Origin of the sequence: Nocardioides sp. NPDC051685 (assembly GCF_044453405.1) — a bacterium.
GTDB lineage: Bacteria > Actinomycetota > Actinomycetes > Propionibacteriales > Nocardioidaceae > Nocardioides.
In genome coordinates this window covers 808052-820110 of the sequence record NZ_JBITCR010000001.1, presented here as the reverse complement: position 1 = coordinate 820110, position 12059 = coordinate 808052, and the positions used below count along the sequence as shown (strand labels likewise).

10 protein-coding genes are annotated in these 12059 nt (G+C 69.4%); 7 read left to right on the top strand and 3 right to left on the bottom strand.

From position 1 onward, the window contains the following. Positions 1 to 46: 46 nt before the first annotated feature. Positions 47 to 1984, top strand: coding sequence for a glycosyltransferase (locus ACIA03_RS03970; protein ID WP_396979453.1), 1938 nt, complete (start codon positions 47 to 49; stop codon positions 1982 to 1984). Here the strand turns inward: ACIA03_RS03970 and ACIA03_RS03965 are convergent, their stop codons facing one another. Genes ACIA03_RS03965 through ACIA03_RS03955 form a run of 3 tightly spaced genes read right to left on the bottom strand, consistent with a single transcriptional unit; the run spans position 1985 to position 6101 of the window. Then, positions 1985 to 3484, bottom strand: coding sequence for a class I SAM-dependent methyltransferase (locus tag ACIA03_RS03965; protein WP_396979451.1), 1500 nt, complete (start codon positions 3482 to 3484; stop codon positions 1985 to 1987). A gap of 39 nt (positions 3485 to 3523) precedes the next feature. After that, positions 3524 to 4681 carry an acyltransferase family protein gene (locus tag ACIA03_RS03960; protein ID WP_396979449.1) on the bottom strand — a complete coding sequence of 386 codons (1158 nt, stop codon included), beginning with the start codon at positions 4679 to 4681 and terminating at the stop codon, positions 3524 to 3526. 4 nt (positions 4682 to 4685) lie between these two features. Next, positions 4686 to 6101 (bottom strand): SDR family NAD(P)-dependent oxidoreductase, encoded by a 1416-nt coding sequence (locus tag ACIA03_RS03955; protein ID WP_396979447.1) that lies wholly within the window; start codon positions 6099 to 6101, stop codon positions 4686 to 4688. A gap of 302 nt (positions 6102 to 6403) precedes the next feature. Here ACIA03_RS03955 and ACIA03_RS03950 point away from each other — a divergent pair, with 302 nt between their 5' ends. The 6 genes from ACIA03_RS03950 to ACIA03_RS03925 are packed head-to-tail and all read left to right on the top strand — an operon-like array spanning position 6404 to position 12015. Next, positions 6404 to 7324: a Rossmann-like and DUF2520 domain-containing protein gene (locus ACIA03_RS03950; RefSeq protein WP_396979445.1), complete on the top strand. Its 921-nt coding sequence runs from the start codon at positions 6404 to 6406 to the stop codon at positions 7322 to 7324. Next, on the top strand, positions 7324 to 8190 hold the full coding sequence (gene panC, locus ACIA03_RS03945; RefSeq protein ID WP_396979443.1) for a pantoate--beta-alanine ligase: 867 nt from the start codon (positions 7324 to 7326) through the stop codon (positions 8188 to 8190). The genes ACIA03_RS03950 and panC overlap by 1 nt, the downstream gene beginning before the upstream one ends. After that, the gene (panD, locus tag ACIA03_RS03940; protein ID WP_396979441.1) at positions 8187 to 8612 is read left to right on the top strand and encodes an aspartate 1-decarboxylase; all 426 of its coding nucleotides are present in this window, start codon (positions 8187 to 8189) and stop codon (positions 8610 to 8612) included. The genes panC and panD overlap by 4 nt, the downstream gene beginning before the upstream one ends. Positions 8613 to 8621: 9 nt before the next feature. Next, complete coding sequence (locus ACIA03_RS03935) at positions 8622 to 10292, top strand: L-aspartate oxidase (protein WP_396979439.1); 1671 nt, start codon at positions 8622 to 8624, stop codon at positions 10290 to 10292. Then, on the top strand, positions 10292 to 11221 hold the full coding sequence (nadC, locus tag ACIA03_RS03930; protein ID WP_396979438.1) for a carboxylating nicotinate-nucleotide diphosphorylase: 930 nt from the start codon (positions 10292 to 10294) through the stop codon (positions 11219 to 11221). Before ACIA03_RS03935 ends, nadC begins: the two co-directional genes overlap by 1 nt. An 11-nt stretch (positions 11222 to 11232) precedes the next feature. Continuing rightward, positions 11233 to 12015, top strand: coding sequence for a type III pantothenate kinase (locus ACIA03_RS03925; protein WP_396979436.1), 783 nt, complete (start codon positions 11233 to 11235; stop codon positions 12013 to 12015). The last annotated feature ends 44 nt before the right edge of the window (positions 12016 to 12059 follow it).

Genomic DNA, 12059 nt, shown 5'->3' with positions numbered 1-12059 from the left:
GCCCGAAGAATCGGCAATCCCCAAAGACGCCGACTAACCTCTGCGCATGCCGATCCCCAACTCCCACGAGCAGGTCGCGCTCCCCGAGGGCCGCTACCTCACGATGTGCAACGAGATCGCGACAAAGTTCGGTGGGCAGACCCGGGCGATGATCATGCGCAACCGCCTGATCACCCAGCACACCGGGATCCCGACCACGCTGCTGACCACCGAGTCGAAGCCCGTCTACGACGAGGTTCGCGAGGTGCTGCGCCAGTCGGGCCAGCTGATCGAGGGCATGGAGTTGCTCAACCTCTACGAGTGGTATCGCCAGCACACCCCCACCGACGAGCCCGACGAGTCCGTCGCCGCGCTCGGCGGGCGTCTGGCCGAGGTGCCCGGCACGACCACCTCGGACGTACTCCACCCGGACGGCACGGTCTACTACACCGCTCACTCGCAGTCGGGGAAGGACCTGGCGCGCGACTACCGTCGCGCCGACGGGTCGATCTACCTGCGCGCGCCCGGGCCGGGTGCCCCGGTCGCGTCCCGGGTGCCCTACATCATCACCGACGCCGAGGGGCTTCCGATCCGGTCCTGGGAGACCGTCGGCGGCTGGTTGTGGCACTGGTTCGAGCTGCTCGCCGGCGACGCCGAGCGGGTCTTCTTCGTGACCGACTCCCGGTTCGCGCTGCGTGACGTCATGCCCCGCCAGGACGACCGCTTCTACTTCCTCCACCTCATGCACAACAACCATGTCGTGAAGGAGCGGCGCTGGAACTCCCAGCTCTCGGGCAAGTACGCGCCGCTGCTCGACAACATCCACGAGTACGACGCCCTGGTCAACCTGACCCATCGTCAGTCCGAGCACATCGCGATGCGCTACGGCTCGACCTCGCACCGGTTCGTCGTACCCAACCCGGTCGAGCTGCCGGAGCTGCCCGAGACGATGCCCCAGCGGGAGCCGGCCACGTTCGTCGCGGTCTCCCGGCTCGAGCCGCAGAAGCGCCTCGAGCACGCCATCAGGGCCTTCGCGAAGGTGATCGAGAAGCGGCCCGAGGCCAAGTTCCACATCTACGGCGACGGCAAGCTCTACAAGCCGCTCGCCGACCTGATCGAGACCCTCGACGTCGGCAAGAACGTCCAGCTCATGGGTCACGACCCGCGGGCCAAGGAAGCGCTGCTGCACGCCACCGGCTTCATCATGACCAGCGTCAACGAGGGCTACCCCCTCGCCACCCTCGAGTCGCTCTCCTTCGGCTGCCCGGTGATCAGCTACGACATCAACTACGGTCCGCGCGAGCAGATCAGCGACGGTGTCGACGGCTTCATCGTCGAGGCCGAGGACATCGACGCCGTCGCCGACCGCTGCATCCGGATGATCGACGCCCCCGAGATGGTGGCCGAGATGTCCCGCAAGGCGCTGGAGAAGGCGAGCAAGCACACCTGGCGCGCCTTCCTCGAGGACTGGCGGGTCGCCTTCGAGGGCGCGGTCGCGCAGCGGCCGGGCCGGATCGAGAAGGCACGTGCCCGGCTCGACGTCCACGCCCTCGGCTGGGCGCGGCCGATGCCCGAGGGCGTCGCCACCCGCCTCCCGGGTCCGGCCAGCCGGCTGGGACGCACCCAGGCGAGCTCGGCCGCCTTCCGTGACTCCCGTACGCTCCGGTTCGACGCCACGCTCCACGTGATGGGCGAGTGGCCCAAGGGCGTGATGGCCGACCGCATCGTCACCCTCGACGCCGTCTGCAACGAGACCGGCGAGGTCGCCTCGCTGCCGCTCGAGGTGTCGCCCGAGGGCCGGGGCGCCTTCCGGCTCGCCTCCCGGTTCGACCTGGCGGAGGTCTTCGAGGAGTTCTCCGCGGACTCCCGGAACCTGGACCTGCGGCTCCGGTTCACCGTCCACAACTGGAACTGGCAGACCCGGCTCGGCCGGCCCCGTGACGTACGGCCGAACTTCGAGGTGTCGTTCGGTCCGAACGACGTGCTTCACCTGCAGCGACGCTGATCAGCCGGTGCGGACGACATGCAGCTTCATCCGCCGCTCCAGCCTGAACCCTGACCGGTCCTGGAAGTACTCGTCGACCGCGTCGCGGCACCCGCTGTAGTGGAAGTAGTCGTCCAGGACGATCCGGCCGCCCACGACCAGGTGAGGGACGATCCGCTCCAGGCAGGTCATCGTCGACTCGTACCAGTCGCCGTCGAGGTGGGCGAAGGCGACCGGCTCGTCGATCCGCAGCGTGTCCTGGAACAGGCCCTGCACCAGCTCGACGTTGTGCTCCGCCGGCTTGATCCCGTGGCGGGCGAACGACTCGCTGACCTCGTCGTAGAGGTTGTCGCGGTAGCCGTAGTAGGTCTCCCCGCCGATCCCCTTCGAGGCGCCGCTGACGATCGTCCGATAGCGCTGGTGCACGTCCTGGCCGTCGCGCTCGGACGGCTCCGGGATCATCCCGAACACGTCGTAGACCTTCATCGGCCGCTTCGGGTCCTTCGCCGCCGCCATCACGATCGCAGAGCCACCGAGCGCCGCCCCGGTCTCGATGATGAGTCCCGGCCGGTCCTGCAGGTCGGCGTCCAGCACCTGGCGCGCGAGCACCTGCAGGTTCTCGGGCTTGAGGTAGGTGAGGTGCTCGGCGCGGACCCCGTCGAGGACGGTGCGGACCTCGGCGGGGAGCGGGAGGTCGGCCAGCGGGTCGCGTACCGACTCCCGGGTGCGGATGGTCTCCGCCCTCAGCCGCTCGACCTCGGCCTCGAGGTCGGCGGCCGTCCGGGCGGCCTTCTGCTCGACCTCCGGCTGGGTCTCCGGCTGGGTCGATGCGGTGGGCGTCTCCGTGAAGGGTTTGCGTGCGACCACGACGTAGTTCTTCGGCATCCCCCGCTCGAAGCGCGCGCCAGAGACCTCCAGCCGCGCATAGAGGCGGCTGAGCCGGACGGCGAGCTTCCGGTTGAGGAGCACGATCGGGGCGATGTAGGCGAGCCTCCAGCGCAGTCCCCGACCACGGAGCTCGTCGATGCTCTCGGGGAGGTTCTTCGCCATCAGCTGATAGCTGTAGGCGACCGTCCCGAAGTAGCCCTCGAGCCAGTTCATCCGGGCGATCTCGAACCCCGTGTCCTCGAACATCTTCCGCAATGAGAACTGGGTGTAGCGGAAGAAGTCGTAGGGCTTCTGGTGCTCGGCGAAGAAGAGCGGCGCGGAGAGGAAGATCCGGCCACCGGGCTTGAGCACCCGGTAGAGCTCGGCGACGGCCTTCTCCGGCTCGGGCACGTGCTCGAGGACCTGGTTGCAGATCACCCGGTCGAACGTCCCGTCGTCGACGGGGATGTCGGTGATGTCGCAGACGTAGTCCAGGGGTGCGTACGCCGAGCTCAGCTGTGCGAAGTCAGCGGCCTCGTAGCGGGCGTGCTTGAACAGCCCGCGGTAAGGGGAACGGCCGGCCCCGGCGTCGAGGACGCGCATGCCACGCTTGGTGCCTCGGGCGAAACGCGCCATCTCCTGGCGCAGTCGCACTCGGGAAGGATTGACGCGTCGGGGCCGCATGGAGCGACATTAGCGCTGTTGAAGCGGCGTCTCTCGTAATCCGCGCAAGACGGCGTCGCGCACCGGATCGTGCAGGCGGCGCTCGACGAGGTAGTGGAGCGCGATGGCCAGCACGAGGGCGGTCGACACCGCGGCGGCCAGGACGACGTACTCGTCGTAGCGGCCGTGGAACGTGTCGATCACCCAGAACGCGAACTGCGCGTGGATCAGGTAGAGCGGGTACGTCAACGCCCCGAGCGTCGTCAGGAAGCGCGCCTCCACCCGGCCCAACGGGCCGGCCGAGACGAGCCAGACGAGCGCCGCGAACGCCACGATCGCCCAGCCGGTGACCGCCGGCGAGACGGTGGCGCCGACGAGCTCCGTCGCCCGGTCGGCGTAGTCCGTCGCCTGGCGGATGCCGAGGATCACGTTGTAGGCCACCGCGAGCCAGGCGATGAACGAGTTGCCGAACCGGTAGATCAGGAACAGCGCCATGCCCATCGCGAAGAACGGCGCGTACTCGGCGAAGAGCAGCGAGTTGAGCACACCGGAGTCGGTCGCACGGGCGATCTGGGCGATCAGCGGCCACAGGAAGACGACCGCGATGACCCGCTGCTTGGTGATCCCCAGGAGCAGGAAGATCCCGATCAGCAGGTAGAACTTGAGCTCGATCCAGAGCGTCCAGAACGCACCCTGGGCACTGAGTACGTCCCAGGCGTCCTGGGTCATCGTCATGTTGATCAGGCCGCCCACGAAGCCCTGGTCGCGCCCGCCCTTCCAGTAGGCCTGGAGGATCAGCGTGATGATCACCGCGACCCAGTAGGCCGGGAACAGCCGGGCGACGCGGGAGGAGACGAAGCGGGGCAGGTCCCGTCCCCACGCGGTCATCAGGATGACGAAGCCGCTGATGATGAAGAAGAGCTCCACGCCGAGGTAGCCGTAGCGGGTGACGTGGTTGAGGGTCGGGAAGACCTCGCGGGGGTCGACGCCCCAGTAGGGGGTCGAGATCCCGGTCAGGTGGTAGCCCACGACGACGGCTGCCGCGAGGAACCGGAGCGCGTCGAGCGCGCCGAGCCGGGAGCGGCGTACGGCCTTCTTGGGTGCGGGAGCTGTTTCGGAGGCGGCGGGGGCGGTGTCCGCGGGGGCGGTCGAGGCGCTGGCCGGGGCGCTGGTCGGGGCGCTGGTCATCTGGTCAGTTCCCCGCCGCGGCGTCCAGGGCCTCCTGGATCGGGTCGATGCGGCGCAGGTCGATGACGTGGCCGGTGCTCGACGCGATCAGGGTCTCCAGCGACGCCCGGGCGACCGCCTTCGACTCCAGGAGCGTGTGCGACGGCTCCTGACCGAACGCCTTGGTGCGCATCGGGGTCGCGGTGCGCTCGGGGTTGATCGCGTTGACGCGTACGCCCTGGTCGGCCCACTCGTCGGCGAGCGCCTGGGTCAGGTTGACGGTGGCCGCCTTGGCGGAGGAGTAGAGCGCGTAGCCGCGGCGACCGCGGGTGTAGGAGCTCGAGGTGAAGAAGAGCAGCGACCCCTTCGCGCGGGCGAGGTAGGGGAAGAACTCCTGGGCGATCAGGACCGGCGCGATGTAGTTGATCTCGGTCGCGTTGTAGATCGTCTCCTCGGACACGGTGGCGAGCTCGCCACGCGGCAGCACACCGGCCGTGTTGACCACGAAGTCGATCGAGCCGAAGCGCTTGCCGGCGTCGGCCGCCGCGGCGACGATGTCGGCCCGCTTGGCGACGTCGGTGTTGGTGGCCGAGCGGCTGTAGGAGGCGACGTTGGCGCCGAAGGACTCGGCCAGCTCCGCGATGTCGGCGCCGATGCCGTAGCTGCCGCCGAAGACGACCATGTTCTTGCCCTCGAGGGCGGCCCGGTAGTCGGCCTCGGCCTTCTGCGGGAACTGCTGGTGAGCGGTGAGCTGGAAGAGCTTGTCGGCGATGTAGACGTCGATCGGCTCGGTGACCTTCATGTTCTGCTCGTGGCCGTCGACCACCCAGATCTTGGTGTCGGGCAGGTATTTCAGCACGACGCTGCAGTCGTCGGTCGCCTTGAACTTCGGGTCCTGGTCGGCGATCTCGTAGGCCCGCTTCAGGGTCGAGGCGAGGAAGGCCTGCGGGGTCTGGCCGCGGCGCAGCCGCGAGCGGTCCGGGATCTGCGCGATGGTGTTGTCGTCGTTGAGCTCGATGATCGTGTCCGCGGACGGGATCGCCACGTCGACGGCCTGGTAGGTCACCAGCGCCTTGAAGCAGTCGGTGATCACGTCCTCGCTGAGCAGCGGACGCACGGCGTCGTGGAGGAGTACGTTGCAGTCCTCGCCCTCGGGGAGGGCGGCCAGGGCGCGCTTGGTCGTCTCGTTGCGGGTCTCGGCACCCTCGAGGATCTTGGAGACCTTCGGGTAGCGGCCGTCTCGGGTCATCGCGTGCACGGCGTCGAGGTGGCCGGGGGCCATCAGGATGATGATCTCGTCGATCTCCGGGTGGCGGTCGAGCACGCCGAGGGTGTGCTCCATGATCGGCATCCCTGCGATCTTGATGAGCTGCTTCGGGATGTCGAGACCCACACGGGAGCCCACACCGCCGGCAAGCAGCACGGCAACGTTACGAAGCACTGAACTCTAACCCCTAGGTAGATGACGAGGAGGGGTGGATTCTTCCACGATGCTCGCGGATGACTCCAATGCTGGGGGAGAGGTGATACCCAGCCGTTGGTTCAGCGTGTGATCCGCGGCATGGCCGCCGCCGGTGTGATGGCAGTCACGCCAGCTTGATGTTTCGGAAGGGTGACCGGCGGCGTACCTTTGTTTCGGCTCGGTCACGGTGGCTGAGCAGGCAGGCACAACGTCTGGTACCCATCCCGGCTCCGCTCACACGGGGGAGTGGTCGGAGGGACTGGAACGAAAGGTCTACAACCATGAACCCACTCAGGGTGGGCGTCGTCGGCGCGGGTCGCGTCGGGGCCGTCCTTGCAGCAGCACTTCGGTCCGCCGGCCATGAGATCGTCGCGGTCGCCGGAGAGTCCGACGCCTCTCGCGCACGCATCGCCTCGCTTCTCCCGGGTGTCCCGGTCGAGAAGCCGACCGCCGTCGCCCGCGCCTGCGACCTCCTTCTTCTCACCGTCCCCGACGACATGCTCGGCAACGTCGTCCGGACGATGGTCGATGCCGGTGCGATCCGACCGGGGATGTACGTCGCCCACACCTCCGGCCGCCACGGCCTGGCGATCCTCGAGCCGGCCGCCGCGATCGGCGCCCACGTGATGGCCGTCCACCCGGCGATGACGTTCTCCGGCACGTCGGTCGACCTCGGCCGTCTGTCCGGCTGCGTCTTCGGCCTGACCGCCGCCACGCCTGCCGACCGGGCCTTCGCCGAGGCGCTGGTCCACGACCTCGGTGGCAAGCCGATGTGGGTGCCCGAGGAGATGCGGACGCTCTACCACGCCGGTCTCGCCCACGGCGCGAACCATCTGGTCACCCTGGTCACCGAGGCGATGGAGATCCTCGCCGCCGCCGGCGCGACCGACCCCGCCGGCACGCTGCGTCCGCTGCTGACCGCCGCCCTCGACAACGCCCTGGACCACGGCGACGCGGCGCTGACCGGCCCGATCGTCCGCGGCGACGTCGGCACGGTGGCCGCCCACCTCGACGACATCCGCACCAACGCTCCGCAGACCCTGGCGTCGTACGTCTCCATGGCGCGGGCCACGCTCGACCGCGCCGTCTCCGACGGGCGGCTGCTGCCCATCCGGGCGCTCAAGATCAAGAACCTGCTCGACGAGGCGGACCGTGCTGCCGTGCAGCCGCTGCCGCGGCCCGCCCACCTCTGGAACCAGTGATGACCGTTCTCGCCTCCACCCGCGAGGAGCTCGCGAAGCTCCTCGACTCCGCCCGCCGCGAAGGCACCCCCGTCGGGTTCGTGCCCACGATGGGCGCACTCCACGAGGGCCACGCCTCGCTGATGCGCGTAGCCCGCGAGCGGGTCGGCGGCGGCCCTGTCGTGGTGTCGATCTTCGTCAACCCGCTGCAGTTCGGCGCGGGCGAGGACCTCGACCGCTACCCGCGCACGCTCGAGGCGGACCTCGAGGTCTGCGAGCGGGAGGGCGTCGACGTCGTCTTCGCGCCGTCGGTGGACGAGGTCTACCCGGGTGGTGATCCGCAGGTCACCGTGGCCCCCGGACCGCTCGCCGACGTGCTCGAGGGCAAGACCCGGCCGGGCCACTTCGGCGGTGTGCTCACCGTCGTCGCGAAGCTGTTCGGGCTGGTCAAGGCCGACGTCGCCGTCTTCGGTGAGAAGGACTACCAGCAGCTCGCGCTGATCCGCCGGATGTCGGCCGACCTGTGCCTCGGCGTCGACGTGATCGGCGCACCGACGCAGCGGGACCCCGACGGCCTGGCCCTCTCCTCGCGCAACCGCTACCTCTCGCCCGAGCAGCGGGAGGAGGCGACGACGCTGTCGCGGGCGCTCTACGCCGCGCAGCGCGAGGCCGAGCACGGTGTCGACGCCGCGCTCCACGCGGCCCGCGCCGAGCTGCGCCGGGCGAAGGGGGTCGACGTCGATTACCTCGTGGTCACCGACCCTGCTCTGGCTGCACTGCCCACCAACCCGGAGCCGGCCACCGAAGCCCGGATCCTCATCGCCGCCCGGGTCGGCACGACCCGACTCATCGACAACATGAGCCTCACGATCGGAGCATCCCGATGACTCGTCTGCGCACCATGATGACCGGCAAGATCCACCGCGCCACGGTCACCCAGGCAGACCTCCACTACGTCGGCTCGGTCACCGTCGACGCCGACCTCCTCGACGCCGCGGACATCCTCCCCGGCGAGCTGGTCTCCATCGTCGACATCACCAACGGTGCCCGGCTGGAGACCTACACGATCGCAGGCGAGCGCGGCAGCGGCGTACTCGGTATCAACGGCGCCGCCGCCCACCTGGTCCACCCCGGCGACCTGGTCATCCTCATCGCGTACGCGCAGATGACCACCGAGGAGGCTCGCGCCTTCGAGCCGCATGTCGTGCACGTCGACGAGGCCAACCACGTCGTCGCGCTCGGCTCGGACAGGAGCGAGCCGGTTCCAGGGACCGACCAGATGCGTGGGCCGCTCGTTCTCACGCAGTAGCGTGCCGTTATGAATATCGAGCTGCTCTCCGCCCGCGACCCGGGCTGGACCGAGTGGGCGGACGTGATCGTGGTGGGCTCGGGGATCGCCGGTCTGACCGCGGCGCTACGGCTGAAGGACCAGGTCGAGCGGGTCGCGGTCGTCACCAAGGACGTCCTCCAGGCCGGCTCGACGCAGTGGGCCCAGGGCGGCATCGCGGCGGCCCTCGGCGAGGGTGACACCCCTGCTCAGCACGAGGCGGACACGCTCGTGGCCGGCGCCGGGGCGTGCGATCTGGAGGCCGTACGCGTCCTGGTCGGTGAGGGCGCCGAGGCGGTCCGTGAGCTGATCGAGTGGGGTGCCGACTTCGACAAGGACCCTGACGGCAACCTGTCGCTGACCCGCGAGGGCGGGCATCGCCGCGACCGGATCGCGCACGCCGACGGCGACGCGACCGGCGCCGAGATCCAGCGCGCGCTGATGGAGGCGGTCCGGCGCGCTCCCGAGATCCTGGTCTTCGAGCACGCCATGGTCGTCGACCTGCTGACCGCCGCCGACGGTGGCGTGGCCGGGCTGACCATCCACGTGATGGGCGAGGGCGATGCCGACGGCGTCGGGATCGTGCGTACCCGGGCCGTCGTGCTGGCCTCCGGTGGCCTCGGCCAGGTCTTCTCCCAGACCACCAACCCCGCCGTCGCCACCGCCGACGGGATGGCGATCGCGCTGCGGGCCGGTGCGACGCTGCGCGACCTCGAGTTCGTCCAGTTCCACCCGACCGTGATGTATCTCGGTGAGGACTCCCGCGGTCAGCAGCCGCTGATCTCCGAGGCCGTACGCGGCGAGGGCGCCTTCCTGGTGGACTGGGACGGCGACCGGCTCATGGAGGGCGTGCACGAGCTCGGCGACCTCGCGCCGCGTGACATCGTCTCCAAGGCGATCATGAAGCGGATGCTCGAGACCGGCCACCCCAACATGTGGCTCGACGCCCGTCACCTCGGCCGCGAGTTCTGGGAGAAGCGCTTCCCCAACATTCTCGCCTCCTGCGAGCAGCACGGCGTCGACCCGTCCACCGACCTGATCCCCGTCGCGCCGGCGTGCCACTACGCCTCGGGCGGCGTACGCACCGACCTGTGGGGACGTTCGAACGTCCCCGGGCTCTACGCCACCGGTGAGGTCGCCTGCAGCGGCGTCCACGGCGCCAACCGGCTCGCCTCCAACTCGCTGCTCGAGGGGCTGGTCTTCTCGCGCCGGATCGCCGAGGTGCTGCCCGGCGAGCTGCGTCAGCTCGAGGATCCTGCCCCTGGCGCCGGTCGGGTGCTCGTCCCCGGCGACGCGCTCAAGCAGCTGCAGGAGACGATGACGACCAAGGTCGGCGTGCTCCGCAACGCGACCGGTCTCGCCGAGGCGGTCGACGAGCTCGAGCAGCTCGGGCGCACCCCGGCGGCCGAGATCGACCCGGCGGCCTGGGAGGCGACCAACCTGCTGACCGTCTCGCTCGCGCTGGCGAAGGCGGCGCTGCTGCGTGAGGAGACCCGCGGGTCCCACTGGCGCGAGGACTTCGCCGAGCGCGACGACGCCGGGTTCGCCGGCCACTTCGACGTTCGGCTCCGGGACGGCGAGACTGTCGTCAGCTTCACCCCGGCCCCAGCGACCGACCCGACCCAGAAAAATTCAACGCAGTCCACCATGGCAGGAGCCTGATGACCATCCGACGCGTGCCCTTCGACGAGATCCCGCAGCCGCTGCGCGACGAGCTGACCAACGCCGGCCTGGACGCCGGCGAGGTCTACGACGCCGTCGAGCTCGCTCTCGACGAGGACCTGCCCTCGGCCGCTCCAGGTGACATGCCCAGTGAGGACGTGACCTCCGTGGCCACGATCGCCCCCGACTCGACCGGGATCGGCGTCTTCGCCGCCCGGGAGGACGGCGTGGTGGCCGGCCTCGGCGTGGCCGAGCTCGTCTTCGCGTACGTCATGGGTGATCACGTCACCGTCACCGACCGCGTCAAGGACGGGTCCAAGGTGGAGGCCGGCGACGTCATCATGCGGATCGCCGGGCCGACCCGCGGGCTGCTGACCGCGGAGCGTACGGCTCTCAACTACGCCTCCCACCTATCCGGTGTCGCCACCGGCGTCGCGGCGTGGACCGAGGCTCTGGAGGGCACCGGCGCTCAGGTCCTCGACACCCGCAAGACCCTGCCGGGCTTCCGGGCGCTGGAGAAGTACGCCGTCCGTTGCGGCGGCGGCGCCAACCATCGGATGTCGCTCTCCGACATGGCGCTGGTCAAGGACAACCACATCGTCGCCGCGGGCGGCGCGGTGCAGGCCTACGAGGCCGTGAAGTTCGCCTATCCGGACGTGCCGATCGAGGTCGAGGTGACCACGCTCGAGGAGCTCACCGCCCTCCTCGAAGCCGGTTGCGGCCGGATCATGCTCGACAACATGTCGACCGCGATGATGAAGGAGGCCGTCGAGATCACCGCCGGCCGTGCGGTGCTCGAGGCCTCCGGCGGGCTGACGCTGGACCGTGCCCGCGAGGTCGCCGAGACCGGTGTCGACTATCTCTCCGTCGGTGCGCTGACCCACTCGGTGAAGGTCTTCGACATCGGCTTCGACCTGTCCGAGGGCTGAGGCGTCCCGCCATGTCCCTGCTCGCGGTCAACATCGGCAACAGCCACACGGTTCTCGGGCTGATCGCCGATAGCGTCGTGTCCGCGGACTGGCGGGTCTCCACGCTCGAGCACCGCACCGCCGACGAGTGGTGGGCGTTGCTGCGGGGGACCATGGGCGACTCGCTGGTGGCGGGCATCTCCGGGATCGTGATCTGCGCGACCGTGCCCTCGGTGCTGCACGAGTGGCGCGAGATGATCGCCCGCCACCTGGGCTCGGTCGAGAGCGTGGTGGTGGAGCCGGGCGTACGCTCCGGCATCCCGATCCTCATGGACAACCCGCGCGAGGTCGGCACCGACCGGATCGCCAACGCGGTCGCGGCTGTGACGCTCCACGGCGGCCCCGCGATCGTGGTCGACTTCGGCGGGACGGCGACGACCTTCGACGTCGTCAACACCGCCGGCCAGTACGTAGGTGGTGCGATCCTGCCCGGGATCGAGCTGTCGCTGGAGGCTCTGGGGCGGCGAGGAGCCCAGCTCCGGAAGGTCGAGCTCGCCCGTCCGCGGTCGGTGATCGCCAAGAACACGGTCGAGGCGCTGCAGTCCGGAATGGTCTTCGGAGTCGCCGCGCAGGTCGAGGGTCTGGTCGCCCGGATCATCGCGGAGCTGGATGTCTCCGCCGATGAGGTGACGGTGATTGCGACCGGCTATCTCGCGGAGTTCGTTCTGGGCGAGAGTAAATGTTTCTCGACGCATTCTCCGTGGCTGACGATGCAAGGGCTGGAGCTCATATTCCAGCGAAATGTCCTTCGTTAGTATTTTCAGTATGGCGCCCTGTTGATTCATCTGGATCGTATGTA